This window comes from Flagellimonas onchidii (genome assembly GCF_004804315.1).
Classification (GTDB): domain Bacteria; phylum Bacteroidota; class Bacteroidia; order Flavobacteriales; family Flavobacteriaceae; genus Flagellimonas; species Flagellimonas onchidii.
On the sequence record NZ_SRXX01000004.1, the window covers coordinates 12,927 to 33,672 of the forward strand.

General features: G+C 39.8%; 23 protein-coding genes. 17 read left to right on the forward strand and 6 right to left on the reverse strand.

Features of this window, described 5'->3' with window-relative positions:
• The first annotated feature begins 29 nt into the window (after positions 1-29).
• Positions 30-1,460 carry an SLC13 family permease gene (locus tag E4661_RS05330; RefSeq protein ID WP_136465794.1) on the forward strand — a complete coding sequence of 477 codons (1,431 nt, stop codon included), beginning with the start codon at positions 30-32 and terminating at the stop codon, positions 1,458-1,460.
• A gap of 65 nt (positions 1,461-1,525) precedes the next feature.
• Here E4661_RS05330 and E4661_RS05335 read toward each other — a convergent pair whose 3' ends face one another.
• The gene (locus tag E4661_RS05335) at positions 1,526-1,828 is read right to left on the reverse strand and encodes a hypothetical protein (RefSeq protein WP_136465795.1); all 303 of its coding nucleotides are present in this window, start codon (positions 1,826-1,828) and stop codon (positions 1,526-1,528) included.
• Between the two features lie 349 nt (positions 1,829-2,177).
• Positions 2,178-2,909 (reverse strand): hypothetical protein, encoded by a 732-nt coding sequence (locus tag E4661_RS05340; RefSeq protein ID WP_136465796.1) that lies wholly within the window; start codon positions 2,907-2,909, stop codon positions 2,178-2,180.
• A gap of 268 nt (positions 2,910-3,177) precedes the next feature.
• Here E4661_RS05340 and E4661_RS05345 point away from each other — a divergent pair, with 268 nt between their 5' ends.
• The 12 genes from E4661_RS05345 to E4661_RS05400 all read left to right on the forward strand — a co-directional run bounded on the left by E4661_RS05345 (position 3,178) and on the right by E4661_RS05400 (position 12,853).
• Positions 3,178-5,676 carry a zinc-dependent metalloprotease gene (locus E4661_RS05345; RefSeq protein WP_136465797.1) on the forward strand — a complete coding sequence of 833 codons (2,499 nt, stop codon included), beginning with the start codon at positions 3,178-3,180 and terminating at the stop codon, positions 5,674-5,676.
• Between the two features lie 173 nt (positions 5,677-5,849).
• Positions 5,850-6,041, forward strand: coding sequence for a hypothetical protein (locus E4661_RS05350; protein ID WP_136465798.1), 192 nt, complete (start codon positions 5,850-5,852; stop codon positions 6,039-6,041).
• Positions 6,042-6,144: 103 nt separating this feature from the next.
• Positions 6,145-6,585, forward strand: coding sequence for a hypothetical protein (locus tag E4661_RS05355; protein ID WP_136465799.1), 441 nt, complete (start codon positions 6,145-6,147; stop codon positions 6,583-6,585).
• A 120-nt stretch (positions 6,586-6,705) separates the two neighbouring features.
• Positions 6,706-7,083 (forward strand): VOC family protein, encoded by a 378-nt coding sequence (locus tag E4661_RS05360; protein ID WP_136465800.1) that lies wholly within the window; start codon positions 6,706-6,708, stop codon positions 7,081-7,083.
• A gap of 56 nt (positions 7,084-7,139) precedes the next feature.
• The gene (locus E4661_RS05365; RefSeq protein ID WP_136465801.1) at positions 7,140-7,703 is read left to right on the forward strand and encodes a Crp/Fnr family transcriptional regulator; all 564 of its coding nucleotides are present in this window, start codon (positions 7,140-7,142) and stop codon (positions 7,701-7,703) included.
• Positions 7,704-7,767: 64 nt separating this feature from the next.
• Positions 7,768-8,262: a hypothetical protein gene (locus E4661_RS05370; RefSeq protein WP_136465802.1), complete on the forward strand. Its 495-nt coding sequence runs from the start codon at positions 7,768-7,770 to the stop codon at positions 8,260-8,262.
• A 3-nt stretch (positions 8,263-8,265) separates the two neighbouring features.
• Positions 8,266-9,153, forward strand: coding sequence for a sterol desaturase family protein (locus tag E4661_RS05375; RefSeq protein ID WP_136465803.1), 888 nt, complete (start codon positions 8,266-8,268; stop codon positions 9,151-9,153).
• Positions 9,150-9,866 carry a VOC family protein gene (locus tag E4661_RS05380; RefSeq protein ID WP_136465804.1) on the forward strand — a complete coding sequence of 239 codons (717 nt, stop codon included), beginning with the start codon at positions 9,150-9,152 and terminating at the stop codon, positions 9,864-9,866. The genes E4661_RS05375 and E4661_RS05380 overlap by 4 nt, the downstream gene beginning before the upstream one ends.
• Before the next feature lie 138 nt (positions 9,867-10,004).
• Positions 10,005-10,808: an SH3 domain-containing protein gene (locus E4661_RS05385; protein ID WP_136465805.1), complete on the forward strand. Its 804-nt coding sequence runs from the start codon at positions 10,005-10,007 to the stop codon at positions 10,806-10,808.
• Positions 10,809-11,044: 236 nt separating this feature from the next.
• On the forward strand, positions 11,045-11,653 hold the full coding sequence (locus E4661_RS05390) for a transcriptional regulator (protein WP_136465806.1): 609 nt from the start codon (positions 11,045-11,047) through the stop codon (positions 11,651-11,653).
• Entirely contained in the window at positions 11,650-12,372 is a 723-nt protein-coding gene (locus tag E4661_RS05395) for a DUF3307 domain-containing protein (protein ID WP_136465807.1), read from the forward strand. The genes E4661_RS05390 and E4661_RS05395 overlap by 4 nt, the downstream gene beginning before the upstream one ends.
• A gap of 70 nt (positions 12,373-12,442) precedes the next feature.
• On the forward strand, positions 12,443-12,853 hold the full coding sequence (locus E4661_RS05400; RefSeq protein WP_136465808.1) for a VOC family protein: 411 nt from the start codon (positions 12,443-12,445) through the stop codon (positions 12,851-12,853).
• A 57-nt stretch (positions 12,854-12,910) separates the two neighbouring features.
• On the opposite strand, the gene E4661_RS05405 is transcribed toward E4661_RS05400, so the two are convergent.
• Positions 12,911-13,819, reverse strand: coding sequence for a DUF6607 family protein (locus E4661_RS05405; RefSeq protein WP_136465809.1), 909 nt, complete (start codon positions 13,817-13,819; stop codon positions 12,911-12,913).
• A 100-nt stretch (positions 13,820-13,919) separates the two neighbouring features.
• On the opposite strand from E4661_RS05405, the gene E4661_RS05410 reads away from it, so the two are divergent.
• The 4 genes from E4661_RS05410 to E4661_RS05425 all read left to right on the forward strand — a co-directional run bounded on the left by E4661_RS05410 (position 13,920) and on the right by E4661_RS05425 (position 17,633).
• A complete protein-coding gene (locus E4661_RS05410) occupies positions 13,920-16,025 on the forward strand; it encodes a TonB-dependent receptor plug domain-containing protein (protein ID WP_136465810.1) in 2,106 nt (701 codons plus the stop codon).
• Between the two features lie 13 nt (positions 16,026-16,038).
• A complete protein-coding gene (locus tag E4661_RS05415; RefSeq protein WP_136465811.1) occupies positions 16,039-16,668 on the forward strand; it encodes an HmuY family protein in 630 nt (209 codons plus the stop codon).
• 1 nt (position 16,669) lies between these two features.
• Positions 16,670-17,113 carry a DoxX family membrane protein gene (locus tag E4661_RS05420; RefSeq protein WP_136465812.1) on the forward strand — a complete coding sequence of 148 codons (444 nt, stop codon included), beginning with the start codon at positions 16,670-16,672 and terminating at the stop codon, positions 17,111-17,113.
• Between the two features lie 166 nt (positions 17,114-17,279).
• On the forward strand, positions 17,280-17,633 hold the full coding sequence (locus E4661_RS05425; RefSeq protein WP_136465813.1) for an endonuclease domain-containing protein: 354 nt from the start codon (positions 17,280-17,282) through the stop codon (positions 17,631-17,633).
• An 84-nt stretch (positions 17,634-17,717) separates the two neighbouring features.
• On the opposite strand, the gene hemL is transcribed toward E4661_RS05425, so the two are convergent.
• The 3 genes from hemL to E4661_RS05440 are packed head-to-tail and all read right to left on the reverse strand — an operon-like array spanning position 17,718 to position 20,745.
• Positions 17,718-18,995, reverse strand: a complete 1,278-nt coding sequence (gene hemL / locus E4661_RS05430) for a glutamate-1-semialdehyde 2,1-aminomutase (protein WP_136465814.1) — start codon at positions 18,993-18,995, stop codon at positions 17,718-17,720.
• Entirely contained in the window at positions 18,992-19,843 is an 852-nt protein-coding gene (locus E4661_RS05435) for a glucosaminidase domain-containing protein (RefSeq protein WP_136465815.1), read from the reverse strand. Before E4661_RS05435 ends, hemL begins: the two co-directional genes overlap by 4 nt.
• Complete coding sequence (locus tag E4661_RS05440; RefSeq protein ID WP_136465816.1) at positions 19,840-20,745, reverse strand: 1-aminocyclopropane-1-carboxylate deaminase/D-cysteine desulfhydrase; 906 nt, start codon at positions 20,743-20,745, stop codon at positions 19,840-19,842. The genes E4661_RS05435 and E4661_RS05440 overlap by 4 nt, the downstream gene beginning before the upstream one ends.
• Position 20,746 lies beyond the last annotated feature (1 nt).

Consider the following 20,746-nt stretch of genomic DNA (forward strand, 5'->3'; position numbering starts at 1 on the left):
TGCCAAAATAGCCTAGCTTCGGAAATTATATGGAGCTAAGCAAAAAACTGGGGCTGTTCTTTGGCCCTATCACATTTCTCATCCTGGTCAATCTTCCCTTCCAAATGGTATCCGAAAAAGGCGACTCGGTAATTGCCGTTGCCATTTGGATGCTAGTTTGGTGGATTACCGAAGCTGTTTCCATTTCTGTAACGGCTTTGTTGCCCCTGTTATTATTGCCTATTCTTAAAATACTGCCCATAGCAGAAGTTGGCGCCAATTACGGAAGCCCAATCGTTTTTCTCTTTTTTGGTGGATTTGTGATGGCCTTGGCCCTGGAAAAGGTCAATTTGCACAAGCGCATAGCTCTGAATATTATCAGGTTAACAGGCACAACTCCAAACAAGGTGATTTTGGGCTTTATGATAGCCACTGCTTCGCTTAGTATGTGGATCAGCAACACGGCAAGTACGGTGGTCATGCTTCCTATAGCTTTGTCGGTAATCAATCTGTTGATCAATGACGAGGATGGATTCACAAAAAATGACAGGAATTTTGCACTAAGCGTAATGCTTGGAATTGCATTCTCGGCAAATGCCGGTGGAATAGCCACGGTTATAGGAACTCCTCCAAACTCTGTTTTAATAGGTCTTTTGGAGAACGAATACAACACAGAGATATCATTCTTGAAATGGATGACCCTCGGGCTGCCCTTTTCAATTATTATGGTCAGTATAAGCTATCTGGTCTTGGTGAAATGGATGTTTCCCAACAGAGACTTGAAATTCAATGCTTCCAAAGAGGTCATAGATACGGAACTTGAAAAATTGGGACCAACCTCTGGAAAAGAAAAATTAGTATTGGCCATTTTTGGGGTTACCGTCTTTCTTTGGATTTTCCGCACGCTGATCAATGCCGTTTTTCCTCAACTTGGACTTACAGACACCATGATCAGCATCTTTGCTGCTGTAACTTTGTTTGCTATCCCATATAATCTAAAAAAAGGAGATTTCATCATAAAATGGCAAGATACCTCGAAACTTGCATGGGGTATTTTAATACTTTTTGGGGGTGGGCTCGCATTGGCCAAGGGCATGTCGACCAGTGGAATTGTGGATATGGTGGCAGCCGCTATCGCCAATAGTGATATTAGCGTTTTACTTACAGCATCACTTTTGATTCTGCTGATGCTCTTTATGACCGAACTCATGAGTAATGTAGCCCTAGTGGCTGTCTTGGCTCCTGTTGTGGCAGGAATAGCCATTGGACTGGATATTCCTATCCTTTATTTATTAATTCCAGTGACGATTGCCAGTAGCTGCGCCTTTATGCTTCCCATGGCGACACCACCCAATGCCATAGTTTTTGCGAGCGGTTATGTGAAAATTGCACAAATGGCCAGGGTTGGTGTCATCCTCAATCTCATTGCAGTTGGCCTGTTGATTTTAGTATTTCAATTTGTGCTTCCCTGGTTGTTCTAAAACAAAAGCCCCTCCTTTAGGAGGGGCAAACAAACTAACTAACTCAAAAAAGTATGAAACTAACTTTATTGTATATACGGATCAAAGCCCTCAGGTAGATATCCTGATGTGTCAAATCCGATTTCTATATCATCACCTTCATCAATAAAATTGATGGCCTTAAGCGAAAATTCACCTCCGTATGGATCAAAATTCTCCGGTAGATACTGTGCTGTATCAAAGCCCAATTCCCAGTTTAGGTCTTCCTCCACAAACACTATATTATTGATGTCAAATTCTTCTTTAGGAACTTCAGATTCCTTGGCATTGGCCGAGGTGAAAACTGCTGCTCCCACAAGAATGGCCGCTGTATAATTTCTAAAATTCATAACTGTCATTTTTTAATTGTATTACAAAGGTAAAACCAGAAAATGTGAAGTTTATTACAATTAGTTTTTTGTTAATGCTGGCCTGAAAATGGGTCAATGTGCAGTTGTTAATTTAGGGTTTTAAATATTGAAAAAGTGACGGTTTTGACCCTTGAATATTGTAGGATTGATAGTGTTAAAGGTGTTTTTTTGCCATTTACACTTGGTCGATTTTTGTGTTATTTTTTTGTTAAGCACCACCAACTGAGATTTAGTGCTTTTAAATTAACGTTAAAACAACAAAAAGCCCTCGGTGGAGGGCTTTTCTAACTAACTCAAAAATTTGTAAAATGAAAACTAAAACATCCTACTAGTTTGTCCCTTCATACGGGTCAAATCCTTCTGGGAGATACGCTGAGGTATCGAAACCCAAATCTATATCTTCTTCCTCTATGTAATTCACGTTGGTAACTTCCGTAGAATCTGCATAAGGATCAAATCCTTCAGGCAAAATATAATCAAGACCCAAGTCCAAGTTAAATTCCGTTTCCTTGACATAAGGGATGGATTTTAAATCCACATAAACATTATAAGGTGAAAACCCTTCTGGTAAATAATCTTTGGTATCAAATCCCAAATCATAATCCTCAACATCCATATAGCTGATGGAATGTACGTCAACAATATCTGAATAAGGGTCAAAATTACTAGGTAAATAGTCCGAGGTATTGAAACCTAGCTCGAATTTTGTTTCGTCTTCAACGTATATAATGGAATTCAAATCAAAATAAGTCTCGTAAGGGCTAAAGCCCTCGGGAAGATACTCTGAGGTATCAAAACCCAAATCTTCCGCGGATTCGTCTTCTACGAACTCTATTTCATTTAAATTAAGTTCAGATGCCTCCTCACTGTATAAGTAAAATAAATTTGAGGCGGTTTCTTGAAGCTCAGCATTGATCTGCAATACTGTAAAATTGTTCTCAAACGTACTGGAGGTTTCCAACTTGGTTTCTACAACTGGGACCGCCATACTTTGCGGGGCACTTGCTACGGCGGAACTACCTAAAAGTACACAACCGTAAATTAATAATAACTTGTTCATTTTTGATTGAATTTTTTGATTGATGATGTATGCTTATAAGACTACCCAAATTGTAAAATGTTACAGCTTTTTCATTTTTTTAAGGAAAAACAAATCCGCGCTCAACTCAACTATAGGTCACGTTTGAGCGGAAACCATCAGTAAAATTGGATTCTCCCAAAGGTTGGCCATTATCAGAAAAAAATTGAGAGTTAATATTTATTTAACAGTCTGTTTTTATGTTTTTTAGGTTCTTTGGTAGCTATTCATTAAATCAAACCGATAATAAATGATCAAAAACGTTCTTAACAAGGTTTTTTTGGCCCTATTTCTTCTATGTGCCATTCAAACTTCAGATGCACAACTTTTCAAAAAGAAAAAAAATAATACAGAACAAAAAAGTGAGGATAAACCAAAAAAAGGAGACATTAAGCCTTACGACAAAGTCATTACCAAAGATGCAAAGACTGACGAAGGTCTTTTTAAGGTACATGAGGTAGATGATAAATATTTCTACGAGATTCCCGATTCTCTTTTTAATCGGGAAATGCTCATGGTAAGTCGTATTGCCAAGACCGCCACTGGAATAGGTTTTGGTGGGGGGAAAATAAATACCCAGGTGCTACGATGGGAGAAAAAGCCTAAAAAGGTACTACTCAGGGTCGTTTCTTATGGCAATGTAGCAGCCGATTCACTCCCTGTACACGAAGCTGTGGTGAATTCCAACTTTGAACCCGTACTTTTTGCCTTCAACATTAAAGCCTTCAATAAAAAGGATTCATTAAACCCTGCCACGGTTATCGAAGTAGACCCGTTGTTCAGCAAAGATGTAAAGTCTTTGGGCATGCCGGATGGAAGAAGAAAGCAATATAAGATAAGTCGTTTGGATGGTGAGCGAAGCTATATCGAATCCATAAAAAGTTACCCTTTGAACATTGAAGCGAGGCATGTAAAAACCTATGCTGCAGGCTCACCTCCAAGTAATCAGAGTCTGGGTTCCATCTCCGTGGAAATAAACAATTCCATGATTCTTTTGCCAAAGAATCCAATGAAACGTCGCTATTTTGATGAACGTGTTGGTTGGTTTGCAAGAGGTCAAGTCGACTATGGGTTAGATGCGCAAGAAAGTAAAACTGTACGATATTTAGATCGTTGGAGGTTGGAAGTAAAAGATGAGGATATTGAAAAATACAAGGCTGGAGAACTGGTAGAACCCAAAAAACCCATTATTTATTACGTGGATAGGGCCACACCAAAACAGTGGATACCCTATATTAAACAAGGTATTGAGGATTGGCAAGTTGCTTTTGAAGCAGCAGGATTCAAAAACGCCATTTTGGCCATGGACCCTCCAAGCGAGGAAGAAGATCCTGAGTGGTCTCCAGAGGACGTACGTTATTCAGTTGTAAGGTATTTGGCTTCCCCTATCCCGAATGCCAACGGGCCTCACGTGAGTGATCCGCGTAGTGGTGAGATTTTGGAATCGGATATCAACTGGTATCATAACGTAATGACCTTGCTCCGCAATTGGTTCTTTGTACAGACGGCAGCAATCAATCCAGAAGCACAAGGTCCGGCATTCAAAGATGAGGTCATGGGCCGATTGATCCGTTTTGTATCTGCGCACGAAGTTGGACATACCCTTGGACTTCCACATAATATGGGAAGCAGTGTAGCATACCCTGTAGACTCGCTACGTTCAGCAAGTTTTACCCAAAAGTATGGTACCGCACCTTCCATTATGGATTATGCTAGATTCAACTATGTTGCCCAACCTGAAGATAAAGGAGTAGCCTTAATGCCCAATATTGGTATTTATGATAAACATGCTATTAAATGGGGGTACAAACCTATTCTTGATACCTCTGCAGAAGGTGAAAAGCCTATTTTGAATAGCTGGATACGAGCCCATGAAAATGACCCAAGATATAGATTCGGTCATCAACAAGTGGGTGATATACATGATCCTAGTTCGCAAACCGAAGATTTAGGTGACGATGCCATTAAAGCAAGTTTATATGGTATTGAAAATCTAAAGCGTATTGTTCCAAAACTTCCAGAGTGGACCACTGAAGATGGTAAGGATTATGATGACCTTGGCACTTTGTACGGACAGGTAGTAGCTCAGTTCAGAAGATATATGGGACACGTTTCCAATAATATTGGTGGCGTTTACGAATATTATAAGACTGCAGATCAAGAAGGGGCCGTTTATGTTCCTGTTTCCAAAGAGCACCAGAAAAACTGCATGAATTTTATGCAGGAGCAACTGTTTAAAACACCTGAATGGTTGATAGTACCCGAAATTTTCAACAAAATCGAATATTCAGGTTCAGTGGAACGTATCCGCTCCATGCAGGTAAGCTATTTGAATACCATGCTACAACTAGGTAAATTGGCCCGAATCATAGAAAATGAAACCATTAATGGCAAAAACGCCTATGGCCTATTGGAAATGATGCGGGATCTTAGGAGAGGCATTTGGTCTGAAACCCGAAGTGGTAAATCCATTGACACCTACCGTAGAAACCTTCAAAAAGCGCATATTGACCGTTTGGCATATTTAATGACCGCAGGTAATCAAGGGAAATCACCTGATTTTGGAGGATACCAAAAATCTACGGCAGTCAATACCAGTCAATCAGATATCCGTTCCGTCGCCCGAGCCGAACTGAACAACTTAAAGCGTGACATTAAAAATGGTCTTGGTAGAGTTTCGGACACTATGAGCAGATACCATTTGCAAGATGCCCTAGAGCGCATCGACATGATTTTAGATCCGAAATAATTCCTCTACCGTAGGAATTCACTTTGAGATTGGGCCTTTTTTGGACAAACCGTGCATTTTGTCGATTATACCATACTTTTCGACCGATTCACATCCAAAAAAGGCCTTTTCACAACATATGATGGTTAAGTGCCTCCGCTTTCCCTATTTTAGTAATCCCAAATCTCAAAATCATGACCTACAAAATCAAAAGCTTCCTCTATTTCCTATGTTTTGCTATTGCGGCCTTTATCTATAACAAGGTTGAGCAAGAAGATAAAAGGTTTCAAGAACAAGTAAGTTCTTCATCTATTGTTGAAACCGATGTAGAGGATATCGATGACCTCAAGGACACTCAAGAAAATCAAGTAAAGGATTTGGAGTAACTGTCCATCAATTCCATGTTAAATGCTTCATAAATGATGATATGGTGGTTAAACCATAGTGCACAAGTACTGTCCTACAACCAAATCATTAAAGTTTAGACATATGAAACAGTTAGCAGTAGTATTGGTCTTGATGACCACCATGAATGTTGTGGCCCAAAAACCCACAAAGACAAGACAAGGTCAAAAAATGGATATGACCGCTGAGCAATTGGCCACCTTGAAAACAAAAAAAATGGCACTTGTCTTGGATCTTACCACTTCCCAACAAGCCAAGGTAATGGACATAAACCTGGAAGAAGCTGAATATCGAAAAGCGAGGTATGAAGAAATAAAAACTAAAAAAGAAAGTGGTGAATGGAAAAGACCCACATCTGATGAGCGATTTGAGTTTGAAAATGCCCGATTGGACCGCCAAATTGCGCATCAACAAAGAATGAAAGAGGTATTGACCAAAGATCAGTATCAAACCTGGAAAAAAATAAAACTTAAAAAAGGACTGAACGGCAAAAAGAAAATGCAGGAGAAGGGAAGAAGAGGATAGTGTTTTTTGTTGATTTTAGAAGCCACGCCGGCCATGGACGTGGCTTCTTTTTTTGTCTCAACTTTTATTTCTTATAAAACGAATATCGTATTTTGGAATACATATTTTCAATACGATATTATGAATCTGAATCAAGTTACCGTTCCTTCACTCAATGTTGAAAACAGCATTGCTTTTTATAGCAAACTAGGCTTACAATTAATTGTAAAAGCATTGCCCCATTATGCCCGTTTTGTTTGCCCCGATGGCGATAGCACGTTTTCAGTTCACCAAGTGGAAGAATTGCCCAAAGGTGAAGGTATTTCCATTTATTTCGAATGCGCCGATCTAGACGAAACGGTCTCAAATCTTATAGAAAGAGGCATTGATTTTTACGAATCTCCATCTGACCGTCCTTGGTTATGGAGAGAAGCGCGGCTACGAGATCCTGATAACAATCACTTGATTTTGTTTTTTGCAGGGGAAAATAGGTTGAACCCTCCCTGGCGTATCAATTGATTTCATTTAATTAGGGTGAATCCCGTTTTTCATCAAAAAGGATATCTTTAATCAACATGCGGAATCTAATCGAACAAGTGAGGCAATTTTCTGTAGTTCCGAACGAACTGGAATTCAGTATGGCAACTGCTTTTAAGAAAATTCAAGTTCCTAAAAACACTAAGCTTGTTGAGGAAGGAAAATACTGCCAACACTATTATTTTATAGAGAAAGGCATTTTTCGTTCGTATTATCTCAACAAGGATAAGGAAAGGACCTATTGGTTTTATTCAGAAAGTGATTTTTTTACTTCATGGTACAGCTTCTATGCCAATCAGCCAAGTTTTGAATCCATTGAGGCTCTTGAGGACAGTGAAATATATGTTATCTCAAAAAGTCAATTCCAAGAGTTGATTGGCAGTTTTCGTGAATTTGAAAAATTTGCACGATGCTTTATTGAACAACAGCATGCCATTATGGATTTCATCACCAAAAATTTCCAAGACCTTACGGCCAAGGAAAAATACGAGTTGACCATGCGTGAAATGCCAGGATTGGATCAACGGGCAAAACTTGGTCATATTGCTTCATTTTTAGGAATGTCCCAAGAAACTTTGAGTCGGTTGAGAACCCAAAAGTGATTTTTTGATATAGGTCAAAAAGTTGTCCATAACCAGTATCTATTTTTGTCCCAAAGTAATAGCAATGCATAATTTTAAATTATTTATGATAAGCTTGGGGGTAATCGTCGTTCTAGCAGGAATTCCCCATGTATTGGCCGAACAGGTCAAATCGAACCAAAATGAAGTATCTCCAGTAACCCAACAAAAACCTTTAGAGCAGTCCCAGCCAGTTAAAAAAGAGAATGACAATCCTTTATTTGGCAAATGGAAAGTCAATTATAATTCCGAAGCATTCAAGGGTGCCGTAATAAATGAAATAACCCTAGATAATGGAAAAATGATAGGAATCACAGTTGCCTACATAGATGAATATGGCAATTCAGAAAAAGCCAATGACACTATTTTGGAAATAACACTTGAAAAGGCCCATCCTTATAAAGGGATTTACCAATTGGAATACGAAGGTGAAAGTTACAAGGTGCCTTGTAAAATCCAATCCGTTTCTGAGACCCAACTACGACTGAGTTATGACTATTACGGCTACGCCGACACTGAAATTTGGAACAAAATACGGTAACAAATGATTGAATTTTTATCACAAGAGCTTAATTGGGTCGATGTTGAATATTGGTTCACCATCTTCAATGATTGGAGTCTTATCTATATCATTATACCCTTCTTTTTTGTGGAGTTGATTAGATATACAGTGCTTAAAAAGTTGACCATGGATGTCATTTTCGACTCCATCGCCAATATCATCTCCTTTTTTGGTTTTGTATTGATCGAATACATCCTTGGAATCTTGGCCATCACAAAGATTTACTTTTGGACCTATGACAATTTTAGTTTACCCCACCTTCCCATTAGCTGGGCTACGGTGATATGTTGCATCTTATTGGCCGATTTTGCCTACTATTGGGATCATCGAATGATGCATCGTGTAGGATTGGGTTGGGCAACGCATACCGTTCATCATAGTTCAAAACACTTCAATATGTCGGTTGCTTACCGTTTTGGGCCTCTTGATGCCGTCTTTCCTATTTTGTTCTCCTTGCCCATTGTAATGCTAGGGTTTGACCCCATTCTCGTGTTGCTGTCTGAGGTTTTCGTTCAAGTCTTTCAGACTTTATTGCATACCGAAGTCATCAAAAAACTTCCAAAACCTATTGAATACATTTTTAATACGCCTTCACACCATCGGGTACATCATGGGTCAAATCGGCAATATTGGGATAAGAATTACGCTGGTATCCTTATCATTTGGGACAGAATGTTGGGCACCTTTGAGCCTGAAGTTGAAAAAGTGAGGTACGGTATCGATAAACCTATAAACTCCAACAACCCTATCAAGGTATTTCTTCATGGTTTGCAGCGTTTGTTTGAAAAAGTTGCAGATACCCCAGGCTTTACCAATAAATTAAAAGTATTGATCATGCCCCCTGGATGGCAGCCAAAACCCAACAAATGAAATCGAACAACTTTATTTGGACCGATTTGTCGACTTTTGACCTAAAAGTTTCCAAAGATTTTTATTCCAAAGTCTTTGGATGGGAGTATCAGCAAGTAGACACTGATTACTACTATGCCTACAAGGCAACAAAAGAAGCGTCAGGTCTATATGTAATGCCTAAGACTTTTGTAGATATGGGCATGCCCTCTTTTTGGATGCCTTACATCCAAGTGGATAGCATAGCTGATACCATTTCAAAAGCTAAAACCTTAGGTGGACGGGTTGAATTGACCGAATCTATGGAAAACTTTGGGTCCATAGCACTGATTAGGGATCCCTCAGGTGCCGGTTTCACGGTTTACGATGGAAATGCATTGGACGCTCGGACCGTGAATGAAGAAAGTACAATGGTTTGGAATGAACTCTTCGTTTCGGATGCAAAGTTGGTATTGGATTTATATACCCATCTTTTTGATTGGACTACTGAAGAAACAGAAAACAAAAGGTTTTTAGTTTACAATAATCTAGGTGAAAACATCTCAGCCATTCAACAATTGGATAATGAAATCAAAGGAAAACATGAATATTGGTCCGTTTTTTTCAAGGTGGAGGATATTGATTCAACTATTTCCAAAGTTTTGGAATTGGGAGGCAATCTGATTTATCAAGATTATCATTCAGCACTGTTGACCGATTCCTTTGGTGCCATGTTTCAGGTAATTGAAAAATAAATTTATTCCTTTAAATTCATCATTCTTATCTTTATGCAACGACTTTCCTAAGCGCATTACGGAAATCCATTTTAGCATTTTGGCCCGTATATATTTCAACCTCCCTAAGGACTGTCCTAATCCTTAAAATTCTGAAATATGAAATCAAAATGCACAATTGCGGTACTCACCGCCCTGTTATTCGTTACCCTTAGTTTTGCTCAACGTATCCATGACATTGATACTTTTGAGCCGGGAGAACAAGTATATTCCTTTGGTAACAATGTTAAGTTAAGAACCACTCCCGACACAGATTCCAAAGTTTTAGAACTTCTTAAAATTGGAGAATGGGTAGAGATTATTGAAAAAACAGATTTCACATGGCCCTATAAAGGTATCGACCATTCTTTTTACAAAGTAAAGTATAACGATATGACCGGCTACATTTTAGGTGGATTGCTCTCTTTGGATAGAAAGACGGTTAATGGCATCCACTATTATTTTGCCTATAGCCAAGAAAGAGGTACAACTTACTTGAATATAAGAAGTCGGAATTTAGGTCAACTGTATGAAAAAAAAGTTCCATTAACCAACACTCATAATTTTAGCATAAAAACCTACGGTACTAGGGATATTACCCATTTGGATGGCATAATCCATATTAAATATTACTTTGATTGGGAATATGAAGAAGGAGGTATTTATCTATTTGCCCATAAAGGTGCTTTAACCGCATATGAAATATCCTCTTCGCACGATTTTGAGCGCTCTTACCATTCCGAGCGATTCATTTTTCCTGATGAGGAAGGAGGTATTCCGGAAAAAATAATCCTTAAAAAAGAAAAAGGTAATCATTATAGCGGTGATGAAAACCTATGGCTCCATACCAGTCTGGAAACATGGAAGCTGACTTGGGAAAATGGAAAATTAGCTCCCAATTTCCGAAAGAAACACGCAGACTAGAAAACTTGAGCTGTCTAAAAAGGATTGTTTCGTCAAACTGAACTCGTTTCAGTTTCTCATAAAATTTGGCTATCAATCTATTGAGATTCTGAAATGAATTCAGAATGACACATTGCTATCTTTTAGACAACCTCATTCTTTCCATTTTTCATTATCGGCTATTTCACCGATATATTAAATTATCTGCTTTTTTACAGATATTTGTAATTATCGGTTATTTTACCGATATTTGACTTATGAGTATAACAACAGCCGTAATCACTGGGGACATTATCAATTCTCGAAAGGATAGTCCAGAAGCTTGGTTAACCAATTTGAAGAAAGTGCTAAATACCCACGGAAAAGAGCCCAAACAATGGGAAATCTACCGTGGTGATAGCTTTCAATTGGAGATATCACCAGAAAAAGCGCTCAAAACGGCCATTCATATTAAAGCAAGCCTAAAACAGAAAAAGGGCATAGATGTCCGCATGAGTATCGGTTTAGGAGGAAAAGACTATCATGCTGAAAAAGTAACCGAATCCAACGGTTCAGCCTTTGTATTTTCGGGAGAATGCTTCGAAAATTTGAAAAAGCAGACCTTAGCGATAAAATCCGGTAATGAAGCTTTCGATACCCAGATCAATCTTATGCTACAACTTGCCTCCTTAACTATGGATGCTTGGTTACCAGCAACCTCAAGGGTTGTGAAGACCGCTCTGGAACATCCTAAGTCCAACCAAAAAGAGTTGGCTGCCCTACTGGAAAAATCACAAAGTAACATCAGTGAAGCATTGATACGCGCAGGATTTGATGAAGTGCAAAAAATGATTCAATTTTATACCACCCAACTCATACAACTATGACTTTATTAGCCTTAAAACTGATTCTAGCCCATTTTTTGGGTGATTTTGTATTCCAACCCGTCCACTGGGTAGATGACAAATTAGAGAAAAAGTGGAAGTCAAAATATCTCTATTGGCATATCGGAGTGCATTTGTTGGCATTGCTTCTTCTCTTACAATTTCAGCACCTGGGAATTATCGCCATCATCATTATTTCCCACTATTTAATTGATTTGGGAAAACTGGCATTCACCAATGAAAAAAACTATCGCTGGCTTTTTGCTCTGGATCAGGTGTTGCATATAGGTGTTCTTATCGCCATAATTCAATGGGTTTCTCCATTTGAGTTCGATTTTCAATCTATATTGGGTGAAGCAAACCTTTTACTCTTTACATTTTTGGTATTCGTGACCTATGTTTCAGGAATTATCATGAGAATGCTACTGGCTCCATATGTCGCCGAAGTCCTAAAAGATGACACGGAAGAAGGAGGCTCTCTCAAAAATGCTGGGAAATACATTGGCATGTTGGAACGATTGTTTGTTTTTGGCTTTATTTTGTTGAATCAATGGGCTGCCATTGGATTATTGATAGCAGCAAAATCCGTTTTCCGATTTGGGGACCTTAACAAGGGTAAGAATAGAAAACTCACCGAATATGTGCTTATTGGTACACTTTTGAGCTTCGGTTTGGCTATTCTAACCGGAATGTTATATAATCACTTAACGGAAATCGTATAGATAAAATCTTTCAAAATAATTGTCCAATAGTTGCTTGGTTCAATCGTCATGATGTAAACAACAGCAAACCATGAAAGAAATATTCAACACTTATCGTCCCGATGGATTCAGTACAGTAAACGCCTATTTATTTGTTGCGAATCCAGAAGAAGAAATTAATTTCTTAAAGAAAGCTTTTTATGCCGAGGAATTGAATCGGACAATAAATGAAAAAACAGGTGACATAGCCAACGTGATTCTTAAAATTGGAGATAGTTGTTTTATGATCAGCCAGGCTCGAGGAGAGTTTGAGGGTATGAGAACTTCGTTTTATTTGTTCGTGAACGATGTGGATCAAGTATATCAAAATGCATTGGACCATGGCGCTCAAAAATGTCTTGATCCTATGGATATGGACTATGAAGACCGACAAGGAGGAGTAATTGACCCTGCAGGCAATTATTGGTGGATTTCAAAGAGGTTGGTGGAAAAAAACTATTAAGCATAAAAAAAGGCCACCCTTTTGGGTGACCTTTAACCAAACTAACCAATCGCTATATTACTTTAAAATAAAAGCATCTATAGTCTTAGCAATATTCTCCTCAGAATTATCAAAATCTTCTGAAAACAAATGGGCATACAGCGGCATGCCATCAACTTTTTTGTTCAATTTTAAATCTTGTTTTTGTGCAAAGACATTATCCCATTTGGTTCGAACCTTGGCCCAATCAGCGCTATACTCCTTCCACCAGTCCTGGGCAGCCTTACATCTGCTATCGGCCACTTTTTTATAGGTATTGAATCCTTTTTCCTCGGCTAAAACCACGTCCGTAGTACCTGCTTTTCTAATGATTTTTTTATTATCCTGATCATGTACCCATCCTTCTGCATTAACAACATGTCTATTGTTTCTAAGGGTCAGGTTATAATCACTTCTTTTTGTGTATTCTCTTCTTGGCAGGGGAGCTTCAGCGGCATTTTCCCAATAACTCTGGCCATCTGCATGAATCCAAGTAGCTGACCCTTCATAACGGGGGCTATCGTCTACCTGATAAACCTTTTGGGTCCATTGCCCTTTGACATCTGCCTTAGGAAGCGATTTATAGGTCCAATGGTTATCTGCATTATAGGTGTACAAATCTGTATTCTCGAATAACCAGTCTTGGCGCCAGTGCTTAATTACTCGAGGAGCATCTGGTTTTCCAACAACCAATAGGTATTGCATTACAATCTTGTCTTTGTCATCTTCAACAAGTTGAACCCATTCGAGGGCTTTGGAATGTTTAGCCTTTGAAGGGACATAGTCTTCATCCTCCGAATATTGAAAAGTTTCGGCAAAATTGAAGCCTACCTCATAACAGCCGCACATGCCTTTGATGGCAGCTTGGTCCTGTTTCTTCTTACTCTGGGCGTTAGCACCGAGAACAAGTATTAAGCTCAGTACGGTAAAAAATGTAGCATGTTTCATTTCAGTGTTGCTTTTTGGTATTAAAAAAATCGAAAATTAATATTATTCTTATTTAGATTGAATTAAAATAAATATATATTTGCCACAAATCTAAACTAGAATGAGTCTAAATAAAAATAATATTTCATTTATTTTTTCCTTCTTGATGGTCCTGGGACTTACTGCCCAAGAAAAATCAGACTCGGAAAAAGATTCCATTCTTATTGAAAACTTGGATGAAGTTGTGGTAACAGCAACTAGAACGATTAGACAATTATCATCCCTACCCCTTCCTGTGACCTTGATTCCAAAAAAACAACTCCAGCAAACCGGAGTAACCCGTCTGAATGAAATATTGAACGAACAAACCGGAATCATCATGACGCCCGATGCGACTATTGGAGGTGGTGAAGGTGTCCAGATTCAGGGCATAGCTTCGGACTACATTTTAGTGCTCATAGACGGGGTGCCTGTAGTGGGCCGAAGCTCAGGGAATCTGGACCTAAGCCGTTTTGCCATAGGCAACATCAAACAAATTGAGGTGGTCAAAGGGCCTTCCTCCAGTCTTTTTGGTTCTGAGGCTTTAGGTGGAGTCATCAATATTATTACTGAAAAGCCCGTTTCCGATAAAATCAGTGGCCAAGTATCCCATCGGGTGGCTTCCTTCAACAACCAGAATACCAACTTTAGCCTAAACCAAAGGTTAGATAAGATTGGTTATTCTTTTTTCGCAGATAGATTAAGTACTGATGGGTATGACCTGACCCCAAACCAAGAAGGGAACACCGTAAACCCCTTTGTCAATTATACCTTTAACGGACGGGTGTTTTACGACCTTTCAGAACGATTGGATATTTATGCTTCGGGCCGTCATTTTTTCCAAGAATTTGATGTTTCCCCGAGTACAAGCGAAGAAAAGGATACCAATCTACAGTTGAAAATCAATCATAATCCTTCAAAAAGGATCAATCTTCAATACGAATTTTACTATACCAACTACATCACCAATGAAAAAGTGGTCGATGCGGGTAGCAACGAACTTCTTATTGAAAACGATTTTGACCAAAAGCTCTTTCGTCCCGAAATTCGGTTCAACCATACGTTCAAAGCCGACCATATCCTTACTCTAGGTGGAGGTTATAATTTCGAAAATCTGAATCGTTCCCTTTTTGCTGAAACGGTGTCCTTCGATTCACAATATGTATTCGCGCAGTACGATTTCAAACCTTTGGAAAGGCTCAATGTAATTGCAGGTGCCCGTTTTGACAATCATAGCGAATACAATTCACAACTCAGCCCTAAAATCTCCGCTCGTTATGAGCTCACCGATCATCTAGCCCTAAAAGGTTCTGTGGGAAGCGGATTTAAAGCTCCAGATTTTAGGCAACTCTACCTCGACTTTACCAATGCCGCTGGGGGTGGATATTCCGTATTTGGAAAAGAGGTCGAAGCCGCTGGCATACAACGCCTTCAAAACAATGGAGAAATTGCCACCCTACAGGTAGCTACCTCCGAATTGGGCCAAAAACTGAATGCCGAAAGTTCCATTGGTTACAATCTTGGATTTGCTTTTAAAAAAGGAAAAATTTCCTCTGAACTCAATTTCTTTAGAAACGATTTCAAAAATCTCATCGATACCCGAATCTTGGCCGCCAAGACCAATGGTCAAAATGTATTTGGCTATATCAATAGGGAAAGTGTCTACACTCAAGGTCTGGAAGTGGATGTCAAATACAACCCTACAAATCAACTCAATCTATCTGCAGGCTACCAGCTTTTATTTGCATATGATAAGGACAAATTGAAAGCCATTGACAATGGAGAAGTATTTGCCCGTGATCCCGAAACCTTGTCCACAGTACAGTTGGAAAAATCGGATTACTTTGGATTGGAAAACCGCTCTAGGCATACTTTAAACTTCAAGGCCTTTTACGATATCCCCAAATGGGAGGCGAATGCCAATCTAAGGGTCACCTACCGAGGTAAATTTGGACTTACCGACCGCAATGGTAACGGATTGCTGGATGATTATGACAACGCATTTATAGATGGGTATGCCTTGGTAAACCTTGCTTTCGGAAAAACCTTTTTCAAGTACTATCAACTTCAACTGGGAGCAAACAATCTTTTGAACTTTAAAGGAAACAATCCATTAGCGACCCAAGATAGCGAAGTGCTCATCAACCCAGGAATTCAACTATTCACAAAACTTAATATTCAATTTTAATTTATAAATACACATGAAAACCACTTTTAAACTTTTAAGTCTATTGTTCGTATATATCACTTTCGTAAGCTGTAGTGATGATGACGGCCCCAACTTGGTCCCCGTAGAGAGCAAAACCGCATCCAACATTGCTGCGCCACAAACCGGTGGCCAAGGTCAACCCGTAGGTGGTCCGTTCACCAAATTCAGCTTTGCCACAGGGGAGGTGACCACAAGTGATACCGAATGGGATTTAGCCTTTAGAGGAACAACAGTTGCTATCAATGGAGGTGCGGTAACCGGAACCGCCGAAGAACCTGCGCGAAACGGAAATGGAGGCGCATCTATTCAATCCGGAACCTTTGCGAGTATCACCAGTGCTGATGGACTTACTTTTACCCAAGATGCAGACGGCGCCTTTGCCATTCCAACCGGAAGTGATAATGGATGGTACAACTACAACTTTATGACCAATATTGTATCTGCAATACCTGGAAAGGTGTTTGTAATCCGCACCCATGAGGGAAAGTATGCCAAAGTGGAGTTTTTGAGCTATTACGAAGATGCCCCCACCAGCCCTGACCCCAGTACGGATGCTTCAAGGTTCTACACTTTTAACTATGTGTACAATCCCAATGCTGGCGAAACCACTTTGACACAGTAAAATGAAACTGAATATCCTATTTATTGTTTTGCGACTCATTTTGGGTGGAATGATGCTTTACGGCGGAATTCAAAAATTCCGGAAACCCATCCCCTCGCCCATTGAAGTAGTTGAAAAAGCCGAAAAGTTTAAAGCGCCTGAAAAGGAAAGCACGCTTCAAAAAATATTGTACATCAGTGGAGCCAAACAGACCGGATACTTTTGGCAAGTATTGGGTATTTGCGAACTGTTGTTCGGTCTATTGGTACTACTGCAAGGAACCAGCTTTATCGGTGCTGTGCTCTTGCTGCCCATCACTTTGCATATCTTTTTGTTTCATGCTTTTCTGGAAGCGGATGAATTCGGTGAACTCCTTCAAACCAGCGGATTGTTCGCCATCAATGTGTTGCTTATCTTAAAGGAACGCAATAAATGGAAACACTTGCTCTGGATTAAACCAATTTAGTCAAGTTTAGTCGGAGTCAGTTAGTTTTAGTTTGTTTTTGATGAAAAAGGGGTTCACGCCCCTTTTTCTATTTTATAATTCCTTTCCCTAAAAGGGAAAGGTGGCTCCTGAAAGGAGTCGGAAAGGGTGTAAACCAAACCATCTTTTTACTATTTTGGTATTACAAATGAAAAGGCACGACCATCCAAATCTTCGGCCTCATCGTAAAGAGCTACGTCAAAACCTGACTTCTGCGGAAGCATTTCTTTGGAAACAACTTCAAAACAAAAAGCTGAATGGCCGAAAATTCAGAAGACAGCATAGTATTGACCATTGTATTGTTGATTTTTATTGCGCTTCGGAAAAACTTATCATTGAATTGGACGGACAAGTCCATATGAATCCAACTGCTGAGGAAAAGGACTTGAAACGTACTCAATATTTGGAAAATCTTGGGTTTACCTTAATACGTTTTGAGAATAAAATGGTGTTTGAGAATTTGCCTTCTATACTTCAGGAGATTCGGGAGCATTTTAAATAAAATATCTACACAATCCCTTCTGCCCTTCGGACACCTTCCCTTTCCTTCGACTGCGCTCAGGATGACGGGGAAGGAGCTATAAAGTTAAAAAACAGTTTTTACCGCTTCAATGGTCTTATCCAGATCAGCATAGCTGAGAGCATCATTTAAAAAGTAGCTTTCAAATGCCGATGGAGGCAGATAAACCCCCTGCTCCAACATACCATGGAAATATTTTTTAAAGGTATCGTTATTTCCTTTGGCTGAAGATGCGAAATCCACTACGGGTTCTTCACAAAAATGTACCGAAATCATACTACCATAGCGGTTGATTTGATGCGTGACGCCTCTTTGCGTCAACACCTCAGCGATTCCTTTATGCAAATACTCTGTCTTTTCGGCTAGGCTAGTGAATACTTCGGGATTGTTGTTGAGTTCGGTAAGCATGGCCAATCCGGCACTCATCGCCAAAGGGTTTCCACTTAAAGTTCCTGCCTGGTACACTGGACCTTCAGGTGCCAAATGGCTCATAATCTCCGCTCGTGCGGCAAATGCCCCTACAGGAAGTCCCCCACCAATCACTTTTCCAAACATTACGATATCGGCATCAATGCCCAAGGCTTCTTGTGCGCCTCCTTTTCCCAATCGGAATCCGGTCATGACCTCATCAAACAACAACAAAATACCTTCTTGGGTGCATATATCGCGTAAACCATGAATAAATTCATCTGTTGGGATAATACAGCCCATATTTCCAGCCACAGGTTCCAAAATCAAAGCTGCAATTTCACCTTTATTGGCCTCTACCAAAGCTTTTACACTTTCCAAATCATTGTAATTAGCCAGAAGGGTATCCTTTGCCGTTCCTTGGGTCACCCCAGGACTGTTGGGACTTCCAAAAGTCACGGCGCCACTCCCCGCTTGAATCAAAAAGGAATCTGAATGACCATGGTAGCACCCTGCAAACTTGATGATCTTATCTTTTCCAGTATATCCGCGGGCCAATCGGACTGCACTCATACAGGCTTCGGTACCACTATTTACAAAACGAATCTTATCAATATTGGGCACCATGGAAACGGCCAGCTGGGCCAATTCGGTCTCAATTTCAGTGGGCATTCCAAAGGAAGTTCCCTTTTTAGCCTTTTCTATAACCGCATTGATCACAGATTCATGGGCATGACCCAAAATCAGTGGGCCCCAAGAAGCGATATAATCGATAAGTTGGTTTCCATCTTCATCATATAAATAGGCTCCTTTGGCCTCTTTTACAAAAATCGGGTCGCCACCAACGGCTTTAAACGCCCGAACCGGGGAATTTACCCCTCCTGGAATGTATTTTTTGGCCTCTGCAAACAGGGCACTACTTCTTTGGTAAATCATTTGGTTTTTTCTTTCCGGATGTTGAGCACCTGCCCAATGGAAATGGTATTGTTGTTAAGGTTGTTGATTTGTTTTAATTCATCCACCGAAATGGCATATTTACGGGAAATTGCATAGAGCGTTTCTCCCTTTTCCACCACATGGGTAAATACTTCATATTTTTTGGGTGCCCTTACCGTATCCAATCCACCATCAACCACCTCATCATCATATTTATCCAGATTGTACCTTTCAATTAGGGCAATGAGCTTCTGGGGATACTTTCGGTCGGTGGCATACCCTGCCTGTCGCAAACCATAAGCCCATTTTTTATAATCGTCCCTTCGGTAATTGAACAAAAACTTATAACGCGATCGAGTAGATAAGAAAATACTATGGTCGCGAAATGAATACATGGGGTGATTGTACTTTCGGAAGCACTCGCCTTTGGCATCATCATCGTGAAAGTCGAACTCCCCATCCCATCCGGTATGACATTTTATGCCAAAATGATTGTTAGTCTTTCGGGTGAGTTCACCTTTACCAGAACCACTCTCCAAAATACCCTGTGCCAAGGTAATACTGGCAGGAATGCCAAAGGCACGCATATCATACTGAGCTATTTCGGAAAAAGTATCGATGTATTCTTGGGTATTGGCAATAGGAAATTTTACAAAACGACCAGGATTAGCAGGCAACGGATACAATTTGGATTCCTTTGGACCATCTTTCGGAAGTCCAGCGTTGGGATTTCGGTTCTTTTTTACCTCTACGACCGGTTTGGGTTGATGGGCCACTGTTCTTTTTTTGGATTTACAGGCTGTAAATATCAAAATGAGCACTAAAACATATCCTATTCTCCGAATCATACGTCCAACAACGGTAAATTTCTTTTCTTCAACACAAGGTTCATGCCTTTTATTCCTTGAAGCCCTCCGGTATGGATGGCCAAAATTTGGGTTCCTTTTTTAAAGGCATCCTTTTTAATTAGGTCAAAAATACCAAAAACCATTTTTCCAGTGTAAATAGGATCTAATGGAATTCCTGTTTCCTTTTTAAAGGTGTTGATGAAGTCAATCAAATCTGCATCAACCTTAGCGTAACCTCCAAAATGATAATCGGAAATCAATTCCCAATTTTCGTTTCGGGCAAATTTACGGATATCTTCCTTTAAGAAGTTTCCTTTCAATGCAGGGAATCCCCAAACCGTCTGATGGGGTTTTGCAGAGTTGATAAGTCCAGCTATAGTACCCCCAGTCCCCACACAACTACAGATAAAATCAAACCGAGAATCTGTTTCGGTCAAAATTTCTTTGCAGCCTTCTACGGCCAACTCATTGCTTCCTCCTTCTGGAATTAGGTAAAATTCACCAAAAACATCCTTCAATTCATCCAAAAAAGATTTCTCGTTCTTCTTTTGATAATCGCTTCGGGAGACGAAATGAAATTCCATCCCGTGTTCACGCGCCAATTGTAAAGTTGGATTGTCTTGCCAATTGTCTTTGAGTTCCTCGCCACGAATCACACCGATTGTTTTTAATCCTTGTTCTATTCCTGCACAAGCGGTTGCCGCAATATGATTGGAAAATGCTCCACCAAAGGTGAGCAATGTGGAATGGTTTAGCTTTTTTGCTTCCTGCAAGTTGTATTTCAACTTTCGGTATTTGTTCCCTGAAATATGTGGATGGATGGAATCTTCCCTTTTTATATAAAGTGAAACTCCTTTTTCCCCAAGAATGGGCAAATCTATTTTTTGATTGGGAATAAGCAAG

Coding starts and splice junctions, on each gene's coding strand:
- E4661_RS05435 (WP_136465815.1), bottom strand. CDS start 19,843: ATGATTCGGAGAATAGGATATGTTTTAGTGCTCATTTTGATATTTACA.
- E4661_RS05340 (WP_136465796.1), bottom strand. CDS start 2,909: ATGAACAAGTTATTATTAATTTACGGTTGTGTACTTTTAGGTAGTTCC.
- E4661_RS05390 (WP_136465806.1), top strand. CDS start 11,045: ATGAGTATAACAACAGCCGTAATCACTGGGGACATTATCAATTCTCGA.
- E4661_RS05355 (WP_136465799.1), top strand. CDS start 6,145: ATGAAACAGTTAGCAGTAGTATTGGTCTTGATGACCACCATGAATGTT.
- E4661_RS05350 (WP_136465798.1), top strand. CDS start 5,850: ATGACCTACAAAATCAAAAGCTTCCTCTATTTCCTATGTTTTGCTATT.
- E4661_RS05360 (WP_136465800.1), top strand. CDS start 6,706: ATGAATCTGAATCAAGTTACCGTTCCTTCACTCAATGTTGAAAACAGC.
- E4661_RS05330 (WP_136465794.1), top strand. CDS start 30: ATGGAGCTAAGCAAAAAACTGGGGCTGTTCTTTGGCCCTATCACATTT.
- E4661_RS05405 (WP_136465809.1), bottom strand. CDS start 13,819: ATGAAACATGCTACATTTTTTACCGTACTGAGCTTAATACTTGTTCTC.
- E4661_RS05425 (WP_136465813.1), top strand. CDS start 17,280: ATGAAAAGGCACGACCATCCAAATCTTCGGCCTCATCGTAAAGAGCTA.
- E4661_RS05400 (WP_136465808.1), top strand. CDS start 12,443: ATGAAAGAAATATTCAACACTTATCGTCCCGATGGATTCAGTACAGTA.
- E4661_RS05375 (WP_136465803.1), top strand. CDS start 8,266: ATGATTGAATTTTTATCACAAGAGCTTAATTGGGTCGATGTTGAATAT.
- E4661_RS05420 (WP_136465812.1), top strand. CDS start 16,670: ATGAAACTGAATATCCTATTTATTGTTTTGCGACTCATTTTGGGTGGA.
- E4661_RS05410 (WP_136465810.1), top strand. CDS start 13,920: ATGAGTCTAAATAAAAATAATATTTCATTTATTTTTTCCTTCTTGATG.
- E4661_RS05385 (WP_136465805.1), top strand. CDS start 10,005: ATGAAATCAAAATGCACAATTGCGGTACTCACCGCCCTGTTATTCGTT.
- E4661_RS05380 (WP_136465804.1), top strand. CDS start 9,150: ATGAAATCGAACAACTTTATTTGGACCGATTTGTCGACTTTTGACCTA.
- E4661_RS05395 (WP_136465807.1), top strand. CDS start 11,650: ATGACTTTATTAGCCTTAAAACTGATTCTAGCCCATTTTTTGGGTGAT.
- E4661_RS05365 (WP_136465801.1), top strand. CDS start 7,140: ATGCGGAATCTAATCGAACAAGTGAGGCAATTTTCTGTAGTTCCGAAC.
- E4661_RS05345 (WP_136465797.1), top strand. CDS start 3,178: ATGATCAAAAACGTTCTTAACAAGGTTTTTTTGGCCCTATTTCTTCTA.
- hemL (WP_136465814.1), bottom strand. CDS start 18,995: ATGATTTACCAAAGAAGTAGTGCCCTGTTTGCAGAGGCCAAAAAATAC.
- E4661_RS05415 (WP_136465811.1), top strand. CDS start 16,039: ATGAAAACCACTTTTAAACTTTTAAGTCTATTGTTCGTATATATCACT.
- E4661_RS05335 (WP_136465795.1), bottom strand. CDS start 1,828: ATGAATTTTAGAAATTATACAGCGGCCATTCTTGTGGGAGCAGCAGTT.
- E4661_RS05370 (WP_136465802.1), top strand. CDS start 7,768: ATGCATAATTTTAAATTATTTATGATAAGCTTGGGGGTAATCGTCGTT.